The sequence below is a fragment of the Streptomyces sp. NPDC087844 genome (assembly GCF_044742785.1).
Classification (GTDB): domain Bacteria; phylum Actinomycetota; class Actinomycetes; order Streptomycetales; family Streptomycetaceae; genus Streptomyces.
The window spans coordinates 363,378-385,635 of the sequence record NZ_JBIUVD010000005.1 but is presented as its reverse complement, the minus strand read 5'-3'; the positions used below and the strand labels follow the sequence as shown (position 1 = coordinate 385,635).

Below are 22,258 nucleotides of genomic sequence, written 5' to 3'. Positions count from 1 at the left end.
TCCATGCACGTACTGATACTCGGCGGAACGACCGAAGCCCGACAGCTGGCCGGGCTACTGCACGGTACCCCCGGCCTGGAGCTGACCAGCTCCCTGGCCGGGCGCGTCGCCAGCCCCCGGCTGCCCCCGGGCGAGGTCCGCGTCGGCGGTTTCGGCGGGGCCGAGGGGATGGCCGCGTGGCTGCGCGAGCAGGCGGTGGACGTGCTCATCGACGCCACCCACCCTTTCGCCGGAACGATCAGTTTCAACGCGGCGAGCGCTGCCGCCACCGCCCATGTTCCCCTGCTCGCGCTGCGCCGCCCCGGCTGGGTCCCGGCCGAGGGCGACGACTGGCACGAGGCAGGTGCGCTGGAGGAGGCGGCGAGGCTGCTGCCCGACCTCGGCCGACGGGTCTTCCTCACCACCGGCCGCATGGGCCTGGCCGCGTTCGCGCACCTGGACGACCTGTGGTTCCTCGTACGGTCCGTCGACGCGCCCAAGCCTCCGTATCCGGCCCGCATGGAGGTACTGCTGGACCGGGGCCCCTTCATCCTCGACGGGGAACGCGAGCTGCTCCGCCGCCACCGCATCGACGTCCTGGTGACCAAGGACAGCGGAGGAGCCGCCACGGCACCGAAGCTGACGGCGGCGCGGGAGGCGGGAGTGCCCGTGGTCGTGGTCCGCAGGCCGCGGGCCCCCGAGGGCGTCCCCGTGGCCACCGATCCGGAGTCGGCGGCCCGCTGGATCGCCGGGCGATCGACGTGGGGCGCCCCCGTGCAGGGCGCCCCGTAAGGAGCGCGAGGCTCTGACATTCTGCGGCTCCGCCGCGTGGGCGCGCCCAGCCACGACGCACCCGCAGATACCCGACAGGCCTGAACCACCTGGGGAACGCCGCCCGCAGGGCTCACCCTTCCGGATACCGCCGAGGAGTCCAGACGATCTCCTCCTCACCCCCGCGCCGCACGGCGACCCGCGTCTGTGAGGACCCGACCAGCAGAACCGTACGCATGTCGACCTCGGCCGGATCCAGCTCGGCGAGCCGCACGATCCGTACGCGCTCGCCCGCGCCGCCCACGTCGCGGGCGACCACGACCGGCGTGTCCGGTGCCCGGTGCTCAAGCAGCAGCTCGCGGGCCTTGCCCACCTGCCAGGTGCGGCTCTGTGAACCGGGGTTGTACAGGGCCAGCACCAGATCCGCCGAGGCCGCGGCGCGCAGCCGCTCGGCGATGACCTCCCACGGCTTGAGCCGGTCGGACAGGGAGATGGTGGCGTAGTCGTGACCGAGGGGGGCGCCCACGCGGGCGGCGGCGGCGTTGGCCGCGGTCACTCCCGGCAGCACCCGCACCGGGACGTCCGTGTACTCGTTCTGCGAGGCGGCCTCCAGCACGGCGGTCGCCATCGCGAAGACGCCCGGGTCGCCGCCGGAGACGACGGCCACCCGCCGTCCCCGCTGGGCCAGCTGGAGCGCGAACTCGGCGCGCTCGGCCTCCACCCGGTTGTCCGAGCCGTGCCGGAGCTGCCCGGCCCGCCGCGGCACCCGGTCGAGGTAGGTGGTGTAGCCGACCAGGTCGTCGGCGGCGGCGAGGGCGCCCCGCGTCTCGGGGGTCAGCCACAGCGGTCCGGCGGGTCCGGTGCCGACCACGACCACCTCGCCCCGCTCCCGCACGGGCCGCTCGGCGTCGACCCGGCTGGGCAGCACGGCCACCGAGAAGTACGGCACCGACTCCGGGTCCACGTCGGCCAGTTCGGCGACGCGCTCCCCGCTCATGGTGGCCCGCTCGACGTACCGGGCCTCGCCCAGCCGCCCGGAACTCTCCAGCGCGCGCCGCACCTTGGGGAACGTACGGCCCAGCTTCATCACGACGGCCACGTCGGTCGCGGCGAGCCGCGCGGTCAGCTCCTCCTCGGGCAGTGTCCCCGGCAGGATGGTCAGCACCTCCTCGCCCTCGGCGAGCGGGGTGCCGAGCCGGGCCGCGGCGGCGGACACGGACGTGACACCGGGAACGACCTCGGTGTCGTAACGGTCGACGAGCCGCTTGTGCATGTGCATGTACGAGCCGTAGAAGAGCGGATCGCCCTCGGCGAGGACCGCTACCGTGCGCCCCGCGTCGAGATGCGCGGCGAGCCTGGCCGACGCCTCGGCGTAGAACTCGTCCATGGCGCCCTGGTAGCCGCCGGGGTGATCGGTGGTCTCCACCGTGAGCGGGTAGACCAGCCGCTCCTCGACGTGGTCGGCGCGTATGTGCCGCGCCGCGATCGAGCGGGCGATGGACCGCCCGTGCCGGGCACTGTGGTAGGCGATCACGTCCGCCTCGGCGATGACCTCGACGGCCCGCACGGTCATCAGGGACGGGTCGCCGGGGCCGAGCCCGACCCCGTACAGCTTGCCGCTCACTCTTCCTCGCTAGCGATCGCGTTGAGAGCGGAGGCGGCCAGGGCGCTGCCTCCGCGACGGCCGCGTACGACCAGGTGTTCCAGCCCTGACGGGTGCGCGGCGAGTGCGTCCTTGGACTCGGCGGCGCCGATGAAGCCGACCGGGACGCCGATGACGGCGGCCGGACGGGGCGCGCCCTCCTCGATCATCTCCAGGAGGCGGAAGAGGGCCGTGGGGGCGTTGCCGATGGCGACCACGGAGCCCTCAAGACGGTCGCGCCACAGTTCCAGCGCGGCGGCGCTGCGCGTGGTGCCCAGCTTCGCGGCCAGCTCCGGGACGCCCGGGTCGGACAGCGTGCAGAGCACGTCGTTGTCGGCGGGCAGCCGCTTGCGGGTCACACCGCTGGCCACCATCTGGACGTCGCAGAGGATCGGCGCGCCGGCGCGCAGGGCCGCACGGGCCCGCGACACCACGTTCGGTGTGTAGGAGAGGTCGCGTACGAGGTCGACCATCCCGCAGGCGTGGATCATCCGTACGGCGACCTGGCCGACGTCGGGGGGCAGTGCCGCGAGGTCCGCCTCCGCGCGGATCGTGGCGAAGGACCGGCGGTAGATCGCCGCGCCGTCCTTCTCGTAGTCGTACGTGGTCACGGTGTTCTTCTCACTGCTCTCGGTCGTCATACGGCTCAGGTTCGGGCTCGGGTTCGGGTTCAGGTGATCTCCGCCAGGGCGGCGGCGAGACGGGAGGGGTCGGCCAGGGGGACCGTGCGCGCCTCGTCGTGTCCGGGTGCGACGACGGACAGCCGGTAACCCCCCTCCGGGGCGGCGACGACATCGATCCGCTCGCCCCGCGGGTGCCCGCAGCGGCGCTCGCATCCGGACCAGTACAGCGGAAGGCCGCCCCGGTGGTGGGCCGCACCGACCGCGCCGAGCGTGGCGGTCGCGTCCGCCCGTACGTCGGCCCGCGACTTGGCGCAGCCCGGCCGGCCGATACAGGCGCCGACACGCAGCCAGGGCGAGTCGGGATCGGTGACGAGGCCGACGGCGGCGAGACGGGCCAGCGACCCGGTCCGCTGCGCGGCGGTCGTCCCCGGAGTGGGAAGAACCACACCGCGCCACGGGGTCAGCCGCAGCTCACCGGTGGCGACCCGCGTCAACTCCCGCCACTGAGGAGCCGAGAGGCGGCCCAGCGGCACATGCACGGACAGGGCGTCCCCGACCGCTCCCGGCAACGGGCCGTCCGCGCGGCCGGTCTCCCGCGCCTGCCGCTCGTGGCCGATGCCCTCCGCCGTCAGGCGACGACCGACCGCCGCGGTCAACTCGCCCTCCGCGAGCGCCAGCTCGGCCACCCGCCAGGCGCGTGTCCCGTCGGCCCGCTCGGCCTCCAGAAACGCCTCCGCCGCCACCAGAGCGGCCCGCGGCGCGTCCTTCGCCGACACATGGAGCGCCCGGCCGGCCGATCCGAGCGCGAGCTGCGCGCCGCCGTCCGCCGTCGCCCGTACCGTCACGTCGGCTTCGAGCCCGGCCAGATCCCCGCGCCCGTCGTCCAGCGCGAACAGGAACCGACCCGACAGCGCCCGCGCCGCCTCGCTCGCGCACAACGCGGTGTCGAGGGCCGACAGCCAGGGCCGTACGTCCCGCAGACCGTGTGCGTCCAGACCGGACAGCGGGGAGGCGACGATGTTGCGCACCCGCTCGTGCCCGCGGGAGGGCAGCAGCCCGGCGGCGGTCAGCGGCTCGGCCAGTTCGGCTCCGCACCCGGCCGCCAGCCCGCGCAGCTGTACGTTGCCGCGCGAGGTGAGATGCAGGTCACCGTCGCCCAGGCGCTGTGCCGCGTCGGCGAGCGCCTCGGCCTGGCGGACGGTCAGCACACCGCCCGGAATCCTGACCCGGGCCAGCGCCCCGTCGTCCGCCGCGTGCAGCCGCAGGGTCCCCGGGCAGGCGTCACCGCGATCCCGTGAGACCGCTGTGGCCTGGGACGATGGACGGAGGGCAGCCGAGGACATGGCGGCGAGCATACCTACGTTCCCGCAGGCTGTATGCCCCGCCCTTTTTCCCCGCCCCTTACTATTCCTTTCGGTGGATCATCCGATCCGCCACCGCCACCACGGCGACAGGGGAGGAAGCCGGTGCGAAGCCGGCGCGGTCCCGCCACTGTGAGCCCGGCCAGAGAATCCGGGTGAGCCAGGAACTCCCTTTCCCCAGCTCACGAGTTCGCGCGTGAGCACGGGGAGACCCAATCCACCACCGCCCGGGGCGCGGACCCCGAGGAAGGCCCGACGCCACATGATCCTTCTGCTGTCGACGTCCGACACCGACCTGCTCAGCGCTCGCGCGGCCGATGGTCCGGTGCCCTACCGGTTCGCCAACCCGGCCCGCCTCGACATCGACGCCCTCCCCGCCCTCCTGGACGGCGCCGACCTCGTCGTCGTACGCCTCCTCGGCGGTCTGCGCGCCTGGGAGGACGGCCTCGATCTGCTGCTCGCCGACGGCCGCCCGGTCGTCGTCCTCACCGGCGAACAGGCCCCCGACGCCCAGCTGATGGCCGCCTCCACCGTGCCCATCGGCATCGCCGCCGAGGCCCACGCCTACCTCGCCCACGGCGGCCCGGCCAACCTCGACCAACTGGCCCGCTTCCTTGCCGACACGGTCCTGCTGACCGGGCACGGCTTCGACCCGCCCGCCCCGGCCCCGACCTGGGGTCCGCTGGAGCGCACAGCCCGTGAGGTCCCCGGCGCCCCGACCATCGCCGTGCTCTACTACCGGGCCCACCACATGAGCGGCAACACGGCGTTCATCGGCGCCCTGTGCGACGCCGTCGAGGACGCAGGCGGTCGCGCGCTTCCCCTGTACGTCGCCTCCCTGCGAGCCCCCGAGCCGGAGCTGATCGAGGAGCTGCGGGCGGCCGACGCGATCGTCACCACCGTCCTCGCGGCCGGTGGCACCAAGCCCGCCGAGGCCTCCGCGGGCGGCGACGACGAGTCCTGGGACGCGGGCGCCCTCACCGGCCTGGACATCCCGATCCTGCAGGCCCTGTGCCTGACCGGCTCGCGGAGCGCCTGGGAGGAGAGCGACGAGGGCGTCTCACCGCTGGACGCGGCGAGCCAGATCGCGGTCCCGGAGTTCGACGGACGCCTGATCACCGTGCCGTTCTCCTTCAAGGAGATCGACGAGGACGGCCTCCCGGCGTACGTCGCCGACCCCGAGCGGGCCGCCCGGGTGGCCGGCATCGCCGTACGCCACGCCCGGCTCAGGCACCTCCCGGCCGCCGAGAAGCGCCTGGCCCTGGTGCTGTCCGCGTACCCGACCAAGCACTCCCGGATCGGGAACGCGGTCGGCCTCGACACCCCCGCCAGCGCCGTCGCGATCCTGCGCCGGCTCCTCGACGAGGGCTACGACTTCGGGCCGGAGCAGGACATCCCCGGTCTGGTCTCCGGGGACGGCGACGAACTGATCCGCGCGCTGATCGAGGCGGGCGGCCACGACCAGGACTGGCTCACCGAGGAGCAGCTGGCCCGCAACCCGGTCCGTATCCCGGCGGCCGACTACAAGCGCTGGTACGCGACCCTGCCCGCCTCCCTGCGCACCGCCGTCGAGCAGCACTGGGGCCCGGCGCCCGGCGAGATGTTCGTCGACCGCAGCAGCAACCCGGAGGGCGACATCGTGCTCGCGGCCCTGCGCCGCGGGAACCTGCTGATCGTCATCCAGCCGCCGCGCGGCTTCGGCGAGAACCCGATCGCGATCTACCACGACCCCGATCTGCCGCCCTCGCACCACTACCTCGCGGCCTACCGCTGGATCGCCGCCGCTCATGCGGACGGAGGCTTCGGGGCCGACGCGATGATCCACCTCGGCAAGCACGGCAACCTGGAGTGGCTGCCCGGCAAGAACGCGGGCCTGTCCGCCGCCTGCGGCCCCGACGCCGCCCTCGGGGATCTCCCCCTCGTGTACCCGTTCCTGGTCAACGACCCGGGCGAGGGCACCCAGGCCAAGCGCCGCGCCCATGCCACGCTCATCGACCACCTGGTCCCGCCGATGGCCCGCGCCGAGTCCTACGGGGACATCGCGCGCCTGGAGCAACTCCTCGACGAGCACGCCCAGATCGCCGCCATGGACCCGGCGAAGCTCCCCGCGATCCGCGCCCAGATCTGGACCCTCATCCAGGCCGCGAAGCTCGACCACGACCTGGGACTTGAGGACCGCCCCGAGGACGACGGCTTCGACGACTTCCTGCTCCACGTCGACGGCTGGCTGTGCGAGATCAAGGACGCCCAGATCCGCGACGGCCTGCACGTCCTCGGCAACCCGCCGAAGGGCGCGGACCGCGTCAACCTCGTCCTCGCGATCCTCCGCGCCCGCCAGATCTGGGGCGGCGCCGCAGCCCTGCCCGGCCTGCGTGAGGCCCTCGGTCTGGACGAGTCGGCAGCGACCCGCACCACCGCCGACGAGGCCGAGGAGAAGGCGCGCACGCTGGTGCAGGCGATGGACGACGCCGACTGGGACCCGGCCGCCGTCCCCACCGACCAGGGCGAACAGGTCGCCGCCATCCTGGAGTTCGCCGCCCGCGAGGTCGTCCCGCGGCTCGCCGCGACCACCGCCGAACTCGACCACACCGTGCACGCCCTGAACGGCGGCTTCGTCCCCGCGGGCCCCTCCGGGTCGCCCCTGCGCGGCCTGGTCAACGTCCTGCCGACCGGCCGGAACTTCTACTCGGTCGACCCCAAGGCCGTTCCGTCCCGGCTCGCCTGGGAGACCGGCCAGGCCCTCGCCGACTCCCTCCTGGAGCGCTACCGCACCGACAACGGCGACTGGCCCACCTCGGTCGGCCTCTCGCTGTGGGGCACCAGTGCGATGCGTACGTCCGGCGACGACGTCGCCGAAGCACTCGCCCTGCTCGGCGTCCGCCCCGTCTGGGACGACGCCTCACGCCGGGTCACGGGCCTGGAGCCCATCCCGTACGAGGAGTTGGGCCGCCCCCGTATCGACGTGACGCTGCGCATCTCGGGCTTCTTCCGGGACGCCTTCCCGCACACGATCGGCCTGCTCGACGACGCCGTACGCCTGGCCGCCTCCCTCGACGAACCGGCCGAGGCCAACTTCGTACGCGCCCACACCCAGGCCGACCTGGCCGAACACGGCGACGAACGCCGCGCCACCACCCGTATCTTCGGCTCCCGCCCCGGTACGTACGGGGCGGGGATCCTCCAGCTCATCGACTCCCGCGACTGGCGCACCGACGCCGACCTCGCCGAGGTCTACACGGTGTGGGGCGGCTACGCCTACGGCCGTGAACTCGACGGCCGTCCGGCCCGGGACGAGATGGAGACCGCGTACAAGCGCATCGCGGTCGCCGCCAAGAACACGGACACCCGCGAGCACGACATCGCGGACTCGGACGACTACTTCCAGTACCACGGCGGCATGGTCGCCACCGTCCGGGCCCTGCGCGGCACGGCCCCCGAGGCGTACATCGGCGACTCGACCCGTCCCGAGACGGTCCGCACCCGCACGCTCGTCGAGGAGACCTCCCGCGTCTTCCGCGCCCGGGTCGTCAACCCCAAGTGGATCGAGGCGATGCGCCGCCACGGCTACAAGGGTGCTTTCGAACTCGCCGCCACCGTCGACTACCTCTTCGGCTACGACGCCACCACGGGCGTGATCGCCGACTGGATGTACGACAAGCTCACCGAGACCTACGTGCTGGACCCGACCAACCGCGAGTTCCTCCAGCAGGCCAACCCCTGGGCCCTGCACGGCATCGCCGAGCGGCTGCTCGAAGCGGAGTCCCGCGGGATGTGGGAGAAGCCGGACCCGGCGGTGCTGGAAGCGCTGCGCCAGGTCTACCTGGAGACGGAGGGGAACCTGGAGGGCGAGGACTGAGGTCGGAGAGTACTGACGGAGACCGAGTCCGCGGCGAGGGCCGGAGGGGAAACCCCTCCGGCCCTCGCTGTGTTGACCGGCGGTACGCCGCCCCTTCTGCTGGTAGCGTGCAACTGCATACTAGTTGCAATAACACGGCCGAAGGATGTTGGACATGGCGGTTTACACGCTCCCGGAGCTTCCGTACGACTACGCGGCACTCGAACCGGTCATCAATCCGCAGATCGTCGAGCTGCATCACGACAAGCACCACGCGGCGTACGTGAAGGGCGCGAACGACACCCTGGAGCAGCTCGCGGAGGCCCGCGACAAGGAGTCGTGGGGCTCGATCAACGGCCTGGAGAAGAACCTCGCCTTCCATCTCTCCGGGCACATCCTGCACTCCATCTACTGGCACAACATGACCGGCGACGGGGGCGGCGAGCCCCTCGCCGCGGACGGTGTGGGTGAGCTGGCTGACGCGATCTCGGAGTCGTTCGGCTCCTTCGCCGCGTTCAAGGCACAGCTCACCAAGGCGTCCGCGACCACGCAGGGTTCCGGCTGGGGCGTCCTCGCCTACGAGCCGCTCAGCGGACGCCTGATCGCCGAGCAGGTCTACGACCACCAGGGCAACGTCGGCCAGGGCTCGACGCCGCTCCTGGTCTTCGACGCCTGGGAGCACGCCTTCTATCTCCAGTACAAGAACCAGAAGGTCGACTTCATCGACGCCATGTGGGCCGTCGTCAACTGGCAGGACGTGGCCCGGCGTCACGCCGCCGCCAAGGAACGCGGCGACAGCCTGCTGCTCGCGCCCTGACGCCGCAGGCGGCACAGCGCGGGGCTTCCGTGCGGCGCGGTCAGCCCATGAGCCCCGCGGCGACGGAGGCGCCCAGTTCCCCACACGCCTGGATGTCGGCCCTGTCGGGCTCGCCCGTCACGGTCACGGCCTCGGCCGAGCGGCGCCAGCCCAGGCCCCTGACGATCGACTCGATGCCCCGGACCGCGCCGGTGACGTCGTTGCCTCCGTGCACGTAGTAGCCGAAGGGTCTGCCCCGAGTCGTGTCCAGGCAGGGGTAGTAGATCTGGTCGAAGAAATGCTTCAGGGCACCGGACATGTAACCCAGGTTCGCCGGTGTGCCGAGCAGATATCCGTCGGCGGCCAGCACGTCGGCCGCCGTGGCGGCGAGCGCCGCCCGCCGGACGACGCGTACGCCCTCGATCGCCGGGTCGTTCGCGCCGGAGACGACGGCTTCGAACAGCGCCTGGCAGTGCGGCGAAGGCGTGTGGTGCACGATCAGCAAGGTAGCCACCCCCGAACCCTGCCGTGCGGACCCGCGGAGCCGCAAACGGAGCGGTCGGGCGTCTCGTGGCTGCACGGGCCGGGAGGGTGGCGCCGGATCAGCCCAGGGCCACCAGTGTCAGCGCGGCCAGTACGGTGATCGCGGCCACCGGAAGCATCACCGTCCGCGCCCGCTCCAGCCACGCGCGCACGCGCCCGGTGCCGCGTCCGGGGCGCCGCACGGGTACGCGTTCCGCCCGGCCGGGTCCCGCGGCCTGACCGGGACCGAGAAGGATGCTGCACCAGCGGCAGTCGCTCTCGTCGTCGAGCCAGGAGGCGCCCGGCACCTGTGCGAAGAACGCCGAAGGCCCGTCCCCGTCACATGTCGTCATGGCACGTTCAACGAGGGGTCGCCGCGACCGGCTACGCCCGTGCGGACCATCGTGATGCGGTCGTCACCGGGCCCCGGGAGCGGCCGGCCGCCGGTGTGCGGTCCTCCCCGCACGGCCGCCACGTCGACCGCGTACCGTGGTGACATCACGACCGGAGGTCACACACATGTCCGCGCTACCGCACGAGCCGAGCTCAGAGGCATCCTCGGACCCGTACGAGTTCGAGTTCGCCGAGGGACCGCAGACGCTCGCCGAGCTGCGCATCGCGCTCTCGGAGATCAGCCCCGAGCTGCTGACCGCTTTCAACGCCCGGCTCGACGCCGCGACCTTCGGCTGGGACCACGACGAGGTCATCGCCAAGGCCCGCAGGACCGTGGCGTTCAAGAAGCGCGCCAAGGAGGCGGCCGCCGAGGCAGCCGCCCAGGAGGAAGCGGCCGGGGCGCAGCAGGTCGACGATCCGTGGGCCCACCTCGACGTACGGGACAGCACGCCGTGACCCGCTGACCGTCACTCCCCGCCGTCGCCCGCCTCCGGGTCGTTGAACGCCCGAAGGATCTGCTCGGCGGCGCGCGTGGCCGTCAGCTCGCCGTCGCGCACCTGTTCCTCCAGGCCGGGCGTGAGGGCGCGTACGGCCGGATCGGCGTGCAGGCGGCCCAGCAGCTCGTCGCGGACCATGGTCCAGGTCCAGTCGACCTGCTGGTCCCGGCGCTTGGCGGCGAGCCGGCCGTTGGAGTCGAGCAGCGTCCGGTGCTGTTCGAGGCGTTCCCAGACGGTGTCGAGGCCGGTCGATTCCCGGGCACTGCAGCTCAGTACGGGTGGCGTCCAGGCCGCGTCCTTGCCGTGCATCAGCCGCAGGGCGCCCGCCAGTTCGCGCGCGGCGGCCTTGGCGTCCCGTTCGTGCGGGCCGTCCGCCTTGTTGACGGCGATCACGTCCGCCAGTTCCAGGACGCCCTTCTTGATGCCCTGGAGCTGGTCGCCGGTGCGGGCCAGCGTCAGCAGCAGGAAGGAGTCGACCATGTTCGCGACCGCGGTCTCCGACTGGCCGACGCCGACCGTCTCCACCAGCACCACGTCGTGGCCCGCGGCCTCCATGACCACGATCGACTCGCGCGTCGCCTTCGCGACCCCGCCGAGCGTGCCGGCGGTGGGGGAGGGGCGGATGAAGGCCGCCGGGTCGACGGCCAGGCGCTCCATCCGGGTCTTGTCACCCAGGATCGAGCCGCCCGTACGGCTGGACGACGGGTCCACGGCCAGTACCGCCACCCGGTGTCCGAGCCCGGTCAGCATCGTGCCGAACGCGTCGATGAACGTCGACTTGCCGACCCCGGGCACCCCACTGATGCCGATCCGCCGGGCCCGCCCGCTGTACGGAAGCAGCTCGGTGAGCAACTCCTGTGCCAGCGCCCGGTGCTGCGGACGGGTGGACTCGACGAGCGTGATGGCGCGCGCGATCAGCGCCCGCTTCCCGTCGAGCACCCCCTTCACATAGGTGTCGAGTTCGATCACAGGTCGTGCCCGAGACCGGTCGAGAGCCGCTGGACGAGGTCGTACGCCGCGTCCGGGATCACCGTCCCGGGCGGGAACACGGCCGCCGCGCCCATCTCAAGGAGCGTCGGCACGTCCTGCGGCGGGATCACCCCGCCGACGACGACCATGATGTCCTCGCGGCCCTCCGCCGCCAGCTCCTCCCGCAGCGCCGGGACGAGCGTGAGGTGCCCGGCGGCCAGTGAGGAGACGCCCACGATGTGCACGTCGGCCTCCACCGCCTGACGGGCCACCTCGCCCGGCGTCTGGAACAGCGGACCGACATCGACGTCGAAGCCGAGGTCCGCGAAGGCGGTGGCGATCACCTTCTGCCCGCGGTCGTGACCGTCCTGGCCCATCTTGGCGACCAGGATGCGCGGGCGGCGGCCCTCGGCCTCCTCGAAGGAGTCCACGAGCGTACGGGTGCGGTCCACGGACGGGGACTCGCCTGCTTCGTTGCGGTACACACCGGCGATCGTACGGATCTGGCCCGCGTGCCGCCCGTACACCTTCTCCAGCGCGTCCGAGATCTCCCCGACGGTGGCCTTGGCGCGGGCCGCGCGCACCGCCAGTTCCAGCAGGTTGCCCTCGCCGCCGGCCGCCCGGGTCAGGGCGTCGAGCGAGTCCTGGCACGCCCCCTCGTCGCGCTCCGCCCGCAGCCGCCGCAGCTTCTCGATCTGCTGGGTGCGTACGGAGGAGTTGTCGACCGTGCGGACGTCGATCCGCTCGTCGGTCTCGACGCGGTACTTGTTGACGCCGATCACCGGCTGACGGCCCGAGTCGATCCGGGCCTGGGTGCGGGCCGCGGCCTCCTCGATGCGCAGCTTGGGGATGCCCACGTCGATGGCCTTCGCCATACCGCCCGCCGCCTCGACCTCCTCGATGTGCTGCCAGGCCCGCCGGGCGAGGTCGTACGTGAGCTTCTCGACGTACGCGCTGCCGCCCCACGGGTCGATGACCCGGGTCGTGCCGGACTCCTGCTGGATCAGCAGCTGGGTGTTGCGGGCGATGCGCGCCGAGAAGTCGGTGGGCAGGGCGAGCGCCTCGTCGAGCGCGTTGGTGTGCAGCGACTGGGTGTGGCCCTGGGTCGCCGCCATCGCCTCCACGCACGTGCGCGTCACGTTGTTGAACACGTCCTGCGCGGTCAACGACCAGCCCGAGGTCTGCGAATGGGTGCGCAGGGAGAGGGACTTGGGGTTCTGCGGGTCGAACTGCCGCACCAGCTTCGCCCACAGCAGGCGCGCCGCCCGCAACTTGGCGACCTCCATGAAGAAGTTCATGCCGATCGCCCAGAAGAAGGACAGCCGCGGCGCGAACGCGTCCACGTCCAGGCCCACTTCACGGCCAGCCCGGATGTACTCGACGCCGTCGGCGAGGGTGTAGGCCAGCTCCAGGTCGGCCGTCGCCCCGGCTTCCTGAATGTGATAGCCGGAGATGGAGATGGAGTTGTAGCGGGGCATCCGCCGCGAGGTGTACGCGAAGATGTCGGAGATGATCCGCATCGACGGCTTCGGCGGATAGATGTAGGTGTTGCGGACCATGAACTCCTTGAGGATGTCGTTCTGAATGGTCCCGGCCAGCTTCTCCGGCGGTACACCCTGCTCCTCCGCCGCCACGATGTACAGCGCGAGCACCGGCAGCACGGCGCCGTTCATCGTCATCGACACGGACATCCTGTCGAGCGGGATGCCGTCGAACAACTGGCGCATGTCGAGGATGGAGTCGATGGCCACGCCCGCCATACCGACGTCACCCGTCACCCGCGGGTGGTCGCTGTCGTAGCCGCGGTGGGTGGGCAGGTCGAAGGCGACCGACAGACCCTTCTGGCCGGCGGCCAGATTGCGGCGGTAGAAGGCGTTGGACTCCTCGGCCGTCGAGAACCCCGCGTACTGGCGGATCGTCCAGGGCTGGTTGACGTACATGGTGGGGTACGGGCCGCGCAGGTACGGCGCGACGCCCGGGTAGGTCCCCAGGAAGTCGAGGCCTTCCAGGTCATGGCCGGTGTACAGCGGCTTGACCGCGATGCCCTCCGGGGTCTCCCAGAAGGCCTCGTCGTCGCCGGTCGCGTGCTTGACCGCCGTGCGCCAGTCGTCGGGGCCGCCCGCGGCGGCCCGGGTCCCGAGCTGGATCCCGGAGAAGTCGGGGATTCCCATCAGGACACTCCCATGCGGTCGAGGGTTGCGGAGAGCACGGCGACGGCGTCGCAGCCCGCGAAGACGTACGCGTCGACATCCGGGTACTTCCCGGGACGGCCGGCGAGGAACACGTGCTGTGCCCCTGCCGCTTTGAGCGCCTGTGCCGTGCTCGCGGCCTGCTCCTCGTACAGCGCGTCGCTGGAGCACAGACACGTCTCGGTTGTCCCGCTGTCCTCGAAGGCGCCCTCGGTGACGGGCTCGATGCCGCCGGCCCGGAAGAGGTTCGAGACGAAGGAGGTGCGGGCGGTGTGCGCGGCGGCGGGGCCGATGGAGGCCAGGAAGACGCGCGGCCGGCTGCCGGTGGCGGCGAGGTGCGCGTCGGAACGGGCCCGCAGCACCTCGTACGCCTCGTCGCGGCGCACCTTCGGCAGCCCGCCGGACGGCGCCTCGGGTACGGATTCACGCCGCGGAACGCGCTCGGTGAGGTTCGGGAACTCGCTGACCCCGGTGATGGGCTCGCGGCGGGTGGCGAGCTTCGCGCTGCGCGCCTCCCAGGTCCTGGCCAGGTCCTCGCCGAGGCGGCCCGAGCGCAGGGCGGTCGCCTGACCGCCGAGACCCTCGATCCGCTGGAAGAACTCCCAGCCCGCGTGCGCGAGTTCGTCCGTGAGCCGCTCCACGTACCAGGAGCCGCCCGCCGGGTCGATCACCCGGGCCAGATGCGACTCCTCGACCAGGATCGTCGAGGTGTTGCGGGCGATACGGCGGGCGAAGGCGTCCGGCAGCCCGAGGGCGTGGTCGAAGGGCAGCACGGTGACGGCGTCGGCGCCGCCGACTCCGGCGGCGAGCGTGGCGACGGTCGTGCGCAGCATGTTCACCCACGGATCGCGGCGCGACATCATCACCGGCGAGGTCACGGCGTGCTGTGTCTGCGCCCCTGCCCGCGGCGCCCCGCACACCTCGGCGACCCGCGCCCACAGCCGGCGCGCGGCGCGCAGCTTGGCGATGGTGAGGAACTGGTCGGCGGTGGCCGCGTACCGGAACTCCAGCTGCCCGCAAGCCTGTTCGGTGGAGAGCCCCGCCTCGGTCAGCTCCCGCAGGTAGGCGACACCGGTCGCCAGGGAAGCGCCCAGTTCCTGCGCGGCCGAGCCGCCCGCCTCGTGGTACGGCAGCGCGTCCACGGTCAGCGCCCGCAGCCCCGGATACTCCTCGGCGCACAGTCGCGCGAGGGCGGCGGCCGGTGCGAAGTCCAGCGCCTCGCCGCCGCGCGCCTCGTGGCCCAGCGGGTCCGCGCCGAGACTGCCGCGTACGGCGTCCTTGGCGAGGCCCCGCTCCTCGTACAGCCGCAGCAGCTCCCGCGCGGCCGGCTCGGTGTCACGTCCCGCGTCGAGGACGACGGGCGCCAGGTCGAGGAGGACGCCGTCGAGGGCCTGAGCGAGCGACGACACGGGGAAACCGCCCTCGCCGACGACCAGCCAGAGCGAGCTGACGCCGTTCTCCAGGTCCGCGAGGACCGCGGCGCCGTCGGCGGTCGTGTGCCGCTGGCGTACGCCCCAGCCGCCGACGGTGTTCCCGTCGGGCCTGCCCCCTCGTACGAAGGGCGCGAAGCCGGGGAAACCGGGATCAGGGGCCTCGTCGAGCGCCGTGTACAGAGGCCGGGTGGCGAGCCCGTCCTCCAGCGCGGTGGACAGGGCTGCCTCCGCCGTCTCGTCCGAGACCTCCTTGCCCGACTTGTTCAGTACGCCCGCCACGAGGCGTCGCCACTGTTCATGTGTCGCGGAAGGAAACTCGGCGGCCAGCGGGAGCCCGTCGTTGGGCAGGACCGTCATGCTCGGATGCTAGGGCAGATTCCTTGCGTCACAGCAGAGGCGAGGGCTGTGACCTTGCCCTCGCGGCCTCGGTGACCTCCGCCTCACGTCCTGGACGGACTCACCGGCCACCTGGACGTCCGTGCCCGGTTCGAACTCCTGGACCTCATCCGCGGCACCGGGATCACCACCCTGGTGGTCGGCGTGCGGGGCGCCACGGAGAGACACGCGGACGGTGTCGTGCGCGGCAGGTACGCGGTCCGGTCACTCGCCCCGCGGCTGATGGGAGTGGGGGGTCCGCGGGGCGAGGGTTCCTGGACGAGCCGGTCAGCAGCTGTAGTTGACCAGCTTGAACGAGGCGTAGTGGTCGGACGTGTAGTAGTCCTCCCGGACTTCCTCACCGGTGACGATGCGACGGGCACCGCGCGTGGAGGAGCCGGGCGTGATCACCGTGAACTCGTGGTAGTAGCCGGTCGACTGGCCGGGCAGGATACCTTCCCGGTTCTGGAAGACGCTGCCGTCCTGGGAGTAGGGGTAGGGACCGCCCTGCTCGATCAGGTCCAGCGTGTCGTGTGCCTGGGACGGCAGACTGCCGTAACAGATGCTGCCGACCGCCGAGGCGGACGTGCTCGCGGCGTCGGCGGTCGTGGTGCCGCCGACGAGAAGAGCGGACAGGACGGCGGCTGCGGCGCCGATGCGAGTGATCCGTGGGGGGAATCTCATGCCCTCATGATGACGCGCGTAGACAGTGGCATGTCAATGACAACTGCGAGATGTTCACCGTCTCGGCCGATAAGTTCTCATGAATTCAACCTCGCGCGCCGGGCGGCGCCGGGTGGCCCCGGAGGAGGGGCGGGAGGTAATCGCTGTGGCGTCTCGGGCGGCCTACTTGGCAGCATGGCGCAGATGTCCTCCGATCTCCCCTCCTCCGACCTTCCCTCCTCCGTCCGTCCCCTCGACCACCGTTGGCGGGCAGGAGCCCACTGTCTACCTCCTGTGCCGGCCGCTCCCGCCTGCTGGTCGATCCCTCGGGGCGGGTGGCTTCATCACCGGCTTGACCGGTGACGGAAAGCGTGGCGACAATCGTCTGAAACGGGGAGTGCGGATGTTTGCGGGTTGCCATGGCTGAGACAGGCGAGATCGAAGTCGTCGTCTTCGACATCCTCGGAACGATGGTCGACGAACCCGGCGGACTTCGGGCGGCCATCCGCGACGCGGTGCCCGCGGCGGTCGACGACGCGACGGCCGACCGGCTGCTCACCGTGTGGCAGGAGCACGTTGAGCACGAGCAGCGACGCATCGCGGAGCAGGACCGGGCATACGCCAACAGCGAGATCATCGACCGTGAGGCCGCTCGACGCGTGGCCGACCGTGTCGGGCTCACCGACCCGGCGACCATCGAGCGGCTGGCCACCGCGAGCCGGCGTGCGGAGCCCTGGGGTGACTCCCTCGCCGGACTCGCGCGCCTCGCGCGGCGATATCCCGTCCTGGGACTCTCCAACGCCGGCCGTGCGACACTGCTCCGCCTCAACGCGTACGCCGGACTGCGCTGGCACCAGGCACTGTCCGCCGAGGACGCCCGAGCCTACGAGCCCGCACCTGAGGTCTACCGGCTCGCGCTCGACGCGGCAGGCTGCCCACCGGAGCGCGTGCTGATGGTCGCCGCCCACGCATGGGACCTCCGCGGGGCTCAGGTACTGGGCATGCGAACGGCCCATGTCCGGCGGCCGATCGGGGATCCGCCGAAGAGGACCGACACCTTCGACTGGCGGGCGAACAGTCTGGACGAACTGGTCACCGTACTGACCGGCTCGGGAGACGGAGGCCGGCGATGACCGCCCTGCATGTGACGGCGTGGGACGAGAGTGGCGCCGAGGAAGCTGAGCGGAAGTCGCACTGGAACCGGAACGGGCCCTCTCCTGGCCGAAGTTCGTGATCCGCGGGACGTGGGAGGACGCGCCGGAGCCGTACCGCACGTATGCAGCGGGTCAGTCCGACTGAGCACCCTGAGCGGTCGCGGCGGCATGAAGGTGTTCCAGCGCGTCCAGGACCATGGTGTGCCGGTGCCAGAGCAACCAGCGACCCACGTGTGCGCCGACGGCATCCATGGCGGCGAGTTGCGCACGGGTGAAGTCGGTGAGGGGCTGTTCGTGATGGCTTGAGATGATGCCCACGACCCGGTCATTGCGGCCGATCAGCGGCACGCTGTGTGCGGCCCGGCTGCCCGTCTGCAGGATCGCGTGCCGGGACTGGTCGTCGAAGACGTCCGCGACCGCCACGTCCTTCACCGTGATCTGCTGGCGCTGTTCGGCGGACTGCGCGCAGGACGTCGTGGAATCCCGTACGAAGGCGAAGAACTCGGTGAACTCCTGGTTCAGCCCGGTGTGTTTCTCCAAGCGCAGCATGCCCTGCTCCGACAGCTGCACGTTGCCCATGGTGGTCTCGGTGATGTGCAGTACGCGCCGCATCGCGTTCCTCAGCACCACTCCGTGGTTGGTACGGCTCGCCTCGTCCACCCCCAGGTTCGGAAGTGGCGGCGGGCTGTAGCGGGCGCGTCTGGGGAACCACAGTTCGGCGTCCGTGTCAGGTGCCGCGGTGTGCAGTACGGCGTCGGCCAGCGTGTGCAGCTTGATGTTGAACTGCTGTGAGGCCTGCCGCAGCAGTTCGAACGCCTCCTGCTGTGAGGCAAGGCGGTAACGACCGGTCAGCACCCGCTGCGCATGGGCGACACCGATGTGCGCCAGACGTCGGTTGCGCTGCCCCGCCGTCTCGCCCGCTTCCGGCATGCCGGTGGAACGAAGGGTGTGGCGGGGGAGTGGGTGAGGGGATTCCTGACTCACGGCACGGTCTTCCTTACAGCAGCTCGGGCGCGACGGAACACTCGCATGAGTCTCACGTTCTGACGGTGAGGCTCATGGAGCATGAGTGCCTATTGCCCAAGCACCGGCACAACTTTACCCGCAGATGTCACCTCTTAACGACGCGGTATCCGCCGTGACGGAAGAGCGCCGGACGAGTGTCGGAGGTGACTGACGGAGGGGTGGAGATCGCCGCCCGGCGGACGTGGCAGCACGCCTGACCGCTGTGGGCCACCGACCGCCCGACGACATGACCGCCGTGTAACGGCCTGCCGTGGCGTCAGGCTGCCGTGGCGTCAGGCCGGCGCGGTCAGGAGGTGCGGGCACGCAGGCGACGCAGCATGCGGGGATCCTCGAAGCCCACGGAGCGGGCGGCGGCGTCCATGGTCGCGCCGTGGCTGATGAGGTGCTGGGCGCGTTCGAGGCGGAGGGTCTGCTGATAGCGCAGGGGGGTCAGCCCGGTGGCGCGGCTGAAGAGCCGGGTGAGGGTGCGCTCGCTGACGCCCACGGCCGAGGCGACGGCGGGCAGGGGGAGAGACTGGGCGAAGCGTTCGTCGATGAGGTCCTGAGCCCGGTGCACGGTGTCGTCGAGGTGGGAACGGTGCCGGAGCATCGCGCTGGACTGCGGTTCGTGGCCGTTGCGGCGGGCGTAGACGACCATCTCCCGGGCGACCTGGGCGGCGACCGCCGGGCCGTGGCGGTTCGCGACCAGGTGCAGGGCCAGATCGATGCCGCTGGCGATGCCGGCCGAGGTGACCACCCGGTCGTCCGTGGTGAACAGGACGTCCCGGATGACCAGCGCCCGCGGATGACGCGAAGCCAACTCGTCCTGCACGTCATGGTGGGTCGTGCAGTGGCGGCCGTCCAGCAGACCCGCCAGACCGAGCGCCTCGGCCCCGGCGCAGACGCTCGCCACCGTGCCGCCCCTGGTGTGATGGTCCCGGATGGCCTTCAAGGGGCCCTGGCCGATGGCGGGGCTGTCGGCCAGGGTGCCCGCCCGCCAGCCGGGCACCACGACCAGGTCCTCGGGTCCGAGCTCCGGCCAGTCGAGGCGGGCCACCAGCGGCAGCCCCTGCGCCGTGGGGACCTGCGATCGCTCGGCGACGTAGGAGAGCGTGTACGGGTGCCCGAAGTCGTCGGCCGTGGAGAAGACCTGCGCGGGGCCGGCGAGGTCCAGCAGATGGACTCCGGGCACCAGGAAGAAGACGATATGACTCACGATCCGGTCATCATGCCCGAGGTACTGCCGCGGCCTCAAGACCGTCGACCGTCGCGATGGTGGCGAAGCGTCCGGCAAGGGCGTACTCGGTGCGCCTGATGACCTCGTCGGCGGAGAGCGTACGAGGGTCGGCCAGCAGGTCGGCGACGCTCCGGTCGTCGGGAGCGTCGCGGTGCGGGATGGGGTTGGTCGCGGTCGCGTCGGTGACGAACGTGACCTGGTAGCCGAGGTCGCTCGCGACACGGGTGGTGGTCTCCACGCACTGCTCGGTGCGGATGCCGCAGACGACGAGTTCGCGGACACCGCGTTCGGTGAGCACCTGCTGGAGGTTGGTCGTGGTGAAGGCGTTGTGCGAGGTCTTGTGGATCAGCGGCTCGCCCTCCGCCCGCTCCAGTTCCTCCATGAGCCGGACATGGCCGAGCGCCGGGTCGAAGACATCGCCGCTGCCGGGCTCGCAGTGCAGTACCCACACCACGAGGTCCCCGGCCTCGCGGGCGATCCGGACCAGCCGGTTCACCTGATCAGCGATCTTGGGGTCGGAGATCGTCGCCCACAGCGGACGGACACGGAAGGATTCCTGGACATCGATGACGATCAGTGCGCGATTCATGCCCGAAGTCTGAGTCACGCGAGGGGCGTCGCGACACACCGCATCGGGTCCCGAAGCGGACCGATCCGGTCACCGGCCGGAGAACCGGGCCGCAGGCTTACGCGTTCGAGTGGTCGACGAGCGTGCGCAGGAGCTCCCGTCCGGCCGGCCAGTCGCCGAGACCACTGTCGGAGTTGATGTGGCCGCCGTTCTCGACGACATGCGGTCGTGCCTGCCACTCGCGCGCGAACGCGGCGGACGCCGTCGGATCGCAGTACGGATCGTCGTCGCCGGCCACCAGCAGACTCCGGCACGGCAGCGGGTGAGCGGCCATGTCCACGAACGAGGCCGCCGCCCGGCTCGGGAATGACGCGTCCCGGGTGTTCGGAGGAGCGACGAGGAACGCCGTCACCCCGGCGGGGCGCACCCGGTCCAGCCACTCCGCGGCTGCCCAGCAGCCAAGGCTGTGAGCCACCAGCACGACCTCGCTGTCGTGCCGCGCGACGGCCTCGTGGGCGGCCTGGACCGAGTCGACCCAGTCCGACAGCTCGGGCCTGCTCCACGAGGCCGGTGCGATGCGGACGGCCGAGCCGCCCCACTGCTCCTCCCACAAGCTCTGCCAGTGCCGCTCGTCCGAACCGTCGATCCCGGGGATGATGACGTACGAGACCATTGCCCGTCCTCCTTCCGATCGCGGTGCCCGTGCTCGCGGTGGGTGGTCATGGGTGGTCATCGAGACCCTCCACGATGGCGTACGGTAGGCGATGTCGACGCGGGGTGGAGCAGCTCGGTAGCTCGCTGGGCTCATAACCCAGAGGTCGCAGGTTCAAATCCTGTCCCCGCTACTGTCGAAGAGGGTCCGGACCGCACAGGTCCGGACCCTCTTGCGTTCCTCGAACGACGTTCGTCACCGGACGCGGACCCGGGCGGTCGCGACGCACCCCGGAAGACGCGCCGCATGCGTCGCGAGCGCCGCGAACGTCAGCGGCCTCCAGCGCTCTGCGACCGGTCCGGCCCCGCGCCGATACGGGCCAGGACCTGGTCGGCCAGTGCTTGCGGGGGAAGTTCGCCGTCCAGGAACACCGTGTCGCCGGGCAGGGTGTCGGCCGCGGCCATGCACGGACCGATCCTGTCCTTGCACCAGCGCCGGACCCGCTCCTCCCGCTCCGGATCACCCGGGGCATGGATCCGGCCGTCGATCCGCCTCTCCAGTACCTCGCGGGAGACCTTGAGGAAGAAGTGGTGAACGTCGATGCCCGCGTCCTTCAGCGTGCCGAAGATCTCGTCGACATAGGCGGGGTCGACGAGGGTCATGGGGACCAGAACCGGGCGTCGGTACTCCTCGACCAGTCCCACCGCCAGGCTGGCGACCTGCCGCCGCCACAGCCGAAGATCCTGGAAGTCGCCGGTCGGGACCTCCACGATCTCCCGCAGCACATAGCCGACCATCTCCGGGTCGTAGACCAGCGCTTCGGGCCGGCGCGGACGCAACTCGTCCACCAGCGTGCTCTTTCCACTGCCGAAGGCCCCGTTCACCCAGACGATCAACGCCATCTCCTCGCCCCGTCGCCACGCCCGCGGATCGGGCCCGGCACGCCGCATCAGCATGCAGCACGGTCGGCGAGTCGCTCCACCTCGGCTTGCTGGTCGGCGGTACCGCCCTGCTCGTCATGTGATTCCGGCGGCTGTCTTCGTGCGCCACCACAACGAGCGGCCCGCCTGAGGCCTGCGCGTCGCGGCCTCGGTCGTCCGCGGTCGCGACGAACCGTCCGGTGGGGACCGCTCGGAAACCCGGTGGCCGTTGCGCCGGAGCTGCCGATACCGTCGGGCTCCCGGGCAGGCCGCGGCAGCGGTTGCCCCGCCCCGCCTCCTCCACCGAGAGATTCCCGTGACCAGTCTCCGAGCGACGACGACGACCCTGTGGCGCCCCACCGGTCCCAAGGAGCTGGAGTCGGTCCGTCAGCTGGACTGGTGCGCCTGGCCGCCCCGGCTCCCCGAGCAGCCGATCTTCTACCCGGTCCTCAACGAGGACTACGCAGTCAGGATCGCGCGGGACTGGAACGTCAAGCACGACGGCGCCGGTTTCGTCACCCGGTTCGAGGTCGACTCCGACTTCGTGCGCAGGTACCCGGTCCAACAGGCGGGCGGCCGGACGATCCTGGAGTTGTGGGTACCGGCGGAGGAGCTCGACGAGTTCAACGCGCACATCGTCGGCCGGATTCAGGTGGTTCATGAGTTCCACGCGG

The 22,258-nt window shown here is 71.6% G+C and carries 19 protein-coding genes, 1 tRNA gene, 2 pseudogenes and 1 riboswitch; of the genes and pseudogenes, 8 read left to right on the top strand and 14 right to left on the bottom strand.

The genetic code is table 11. The features are described 5' to 3' along the window. Positions 1-3: 3 nt before the first annotated feature. A complete protein-coding gene (locus tag ACIOKD_RS13705; protein ID WP_402082486.1) occupies positions 4-771 on the top strand; it encodes a cobalt-precorrin-6A reductase in 768 nt (255 codons plus the stop codon). Positions 772-883: 112 nt separating this feature from the next. Here ACIOKD_RS13705 and cobJ read toward each other — a convergent pair whose 3' ends face one another. From cobJ to cobG, 3 genes are read right to left on the bottom strand one after another with little or no spacing between them, the layout of a single operon-like run. Beyond that, positions 884-2,374, bottom strand: a complete 1,491-nt coding sequence (cobJ, locus tag ACIOKD_RS13700; RefSeq protein ID WP_402082483.1) for a precorrin-3B C(17)-methyltransferase — start codon at positions 2,372-2,374, stop codon at positions 884-886. Continuing rightward, positions 2,371-3,033 carry a precorrin-8X methylmutase gene (locus ACIOKD_RS13695; protein ID WP_402082481.1) on the bottom strand — a complete coding sequence of 221 codons (663 nt, stop codon included), beginning with the start codon at positions 3,031-3,033 and terminating at the stop codon, positions 2,371-2,373. Before ACIOKD_RS13695 ends, cobJ begins: the two co-directional genes overlap by 4 nt. 29 nt (positions 3,034-3,062) lie before the next feature. After that, complete coding sequence (cobG, locus tag ACIOKD_RS13690) at positions 3,063-4,370, bottom strand: precorrin-3B synthase (protein WP_402082478.1); 1,308 nt, start codon at positions 4,368-4,370, stop codon at positions 3,063-3,065. A gap of 101 nt (positions 4,371-4,471) precedes the next feature. After that, a riboswitch (cobalamin riboswitch) is annotated at positions 4,472-4,546 on the top strand. Positions 4,547-4,638: 92 nt separating this feature from the next. Here cobG and cobN point away from each other — a divergent pair. Together cobN and ACIOKD_RS13680 are read left to right on the top strand one after the other, a co-directional pair. Beyond that, positions 4,639-8,232: a cobaltochelatase subunit CobN gene (gene cobN / locus ACIOKD_RS13685; protein ID WP_402082476.1), complete on the top strand. Its 3,594-nt coding sequence runs from the start codon at positions 4,639-4,641 to the stop codon at positions 8,230-8,232. A gap of 154 nt (positions 8,233-8,386) precedes the next feature. Beyond that, a complete protein-coding gene (locus ACIOKD_RS13680; protein ID WP_402082473.1) occupies positions 8,387-9,028 on the top strand; it encodes a superoxide dismutase in 642 nt (213 codons plus the stop codon). 40 nt (positions 9,029-9,068) lie between these two features. On the opposite strand, the gene ACIOKD_RS13675 is transcribed toward ACIOKD_RS13680, so the two are convergent. Then, complete coding sequence (locus ACIOKD_RS13675; protein ID WP_402082470.1) at positions 9,069-9,521, bottom strand: flavodoxin family protein; 453 nt, start codon at positions 9,519-9,521, stop codon at positions 9,069-9,071. A gap of 88 nt (positions 9,522-9,609) precedes the next feature. Further along, positions 9,610-9,882 (bottom strand): hypothetical protein, encoded by a 273-nt coding sequence (locus tag ACIOKD_RS13670; RefSeq protein ID WP_402082467.1) that lies wholly within the window; start codon positions 9,880-9,882, stop codon positions 9,610-9,612. A 166-nt stretch (positions 9,883-10,048) separates the two neighbouring features. Here ACIOKD_RS13670 and ACIOKD_RS13665 point away from each other — a divergent pair, with 166 nt between their 5' ends. Beyond that, positions 10,049-10,378 carry a hypothetical protein gene (locus ACIOKD_RS13665; RefSeq protein WP_402082464.1) on the top strand — a complete coding sequence of 110 codons (330 nt, stop codon included), beginning with the start codon at positions 10,049-10,051 and terminating at the stop codon, positions 10,376-10,378. Between the two features lie 11 nt (positions 10,379-10,389). Here the strand turns inward: ACIOKD_RS13665 and meaB are convergent, their stop codons facing one another. From meaB to ACIOKD_RS13650, 3 genes are read right to left on the bottom strand one after another with little or no spacing between them, the layout of a single operon-like run. Beyond that, the gene (gene meaB / locus ACIOKD_RS13660) at positions 10,390-11,388 is read right to left on the bottom strand and encodes a methylmalonyl Co-A mutase-associated GTPase MeaB (RefSeq protein WP_402082460.1); all 999 of its coding nucleotides are present in this window, start codon (positions 11,386-11,388) and stop codon (positions 10,390-10,392) included. Then, positions 11,385-13,559, bottom strand: coding sequence for a methylmalonyl-CoA mutase (gene scpA / locus ACIOKD_RS13655; RefSeq protein ID WP_402082458.1), 2,175 nt, complete (start codon positions 13,557-13,559; stop codon positions 11,385-11,387). The genes meaB and scpA overlap by 4 nt, the downstream gene beginning before the upstream one ends. Further along, positions 13,559-15,367, bottom strand: coding sequence for a methylmalonyl-CoA mutase family protein (locus ACIOKD_RS13650; protein ID WP_402082456.1), 1,809 nt, complete (start codon positions 15,365-15,367; stop codon positions 13,559-13,561). Before ACIOKD_RS13650 ends, scpA begins: the two co-directional genes overlap by 1 nt. An 87-nt stretch (positions 15,368-15,454) precedes the next feature. Here ACIOKD_RS13650 and ACIOKD_RS13645 point away from each other — a divergent pair. Then, positions 15,455-15,619: pseudogene (locus tag ACIOKD_RS13645) on the top strand (ABC transporter ATP-binding protein); the annotation flags it as partial. A 54-nt stretch (positions 15,620-15,673) separates the two neighbouring features. Here the strand turns inward: ACIOKD_RS13645 and ACIOKD_RS13640 are convergent. Beyond that, entirely contained in the window at positions 15,674-16,069 is a 396-nt protein-coding gene (locus tag ACIOKD_RS13640) for a ribonuclease domain-containing protein (RefSeq protein ID WP_402082454.1), read from the bottom strand. A gap of 398 nt (positions 16,070-16,467) precedes the next feature. Between ACIOKD_RS13640 and ACIOKD_RS13635 the strand changes: the two genes are divergently transcribed. After that, a complete protein-coding gene (locus tag ACIOKD_RS13635; RefSeq protein WP_402082451.1) occupies positions 16,468-17,181 on the top strand; it encodes a haloacid dehalogenase type II in 714 nt (237 codons plus the stop codon). Between the two features lie 153 nt (positions 17,182-17,334). Here ACIOKD_RS13635 and ACIOKD_RS13630 read toward each other — a convergent pair whose 3' ends face one another. The 4 genes from ACIOKD_RS13630 to ACIOKD_RS13615 form a co-directional block, all read right to left on the bottom strand. Next, complete coding sequence (locus ACIOKD_RS13630) at positions 17,335-18,132, bottom strand: ANTAR domain-containing protein (protein ID WP_402082448.1); 798 nt, start codon at positions 18,130-18,132, stop codon at positions 17,335-17,337. A 382-nt stretch (positions 18,133-18,514) separates the two neighbouring features. Beyond that, a complete protein-coding gene (locus ACIOKD_RS13625) occupies positions 18,515-19,423 on the bottom strand; it encodes a GlxA family transcriptional regulator (RefSeq protein WP_402082445.1) in 909 nt (302 codons plus the stop codon). 10 nt (positions 19,424-19,433) lie between these two features. Then, positions 19,434-20,033, bottom strand: coding sequence for an isochorismatase family protein (locus ACIOKD_RS13620; protein ID WP_402082443.1), 600 nt, complete (start codon positions 20,031-20,033; stop codon positions 19,434-19,436). Between the two features lie 97 nt (positions 20,034-20,130). Next, complete coding sequence (locus ACIOKD_RS13615) at positions 20,131-20,685, bottom strand: RBBP9/YdeN family alpha/beta hydrolase (RefSeq protein WP_402082439.1); 555 nt, start codon at positions 20,683-20,685, stop codon at positions 20,131-20,133. 98 nt (positions 20,686-20,783) lie between these two features. On the opposite strand from ACIOKD_RS13615, the gene ACIOKD_RS13610 reads away from it, so the two are divergent. Next, positions 20,784-20,857, top strand: a tRNA-Met gene (locus ACIOKD_RS13610). 136 nt (positions 20,858-20,993) lie between these two features. On the opposite strand, the gene ACIOKD_RS13605 is transcribed toward ACIOKD_RS13610, so the two are convergent. Beyond that, positions 20,994-21,560, bottom strand: a complete 567-nt coding sequence (locus ACIOKD_RS13605) for an AAA family ATPase (RefSeq protein ID WP_402082592.1) — start codon at positions 21,558-21,560, stop codon at positions 20,994-20,996. A 334-nt stretch (positions 21,561-21,894) separates the two neighbouring features. Between ACIOKD_RS13605 and ACIOKD_RS13600 the strand changes: the two are divergent. Then, positions 21,895-22,251, top strand: a pseudogene (locus ACIOKD_RS13600) (ADP-ribosylation/crystallin J1); the annotation flags it as partial. Positions 22,252-22,258: the final 7 nt, after the last annotated feature.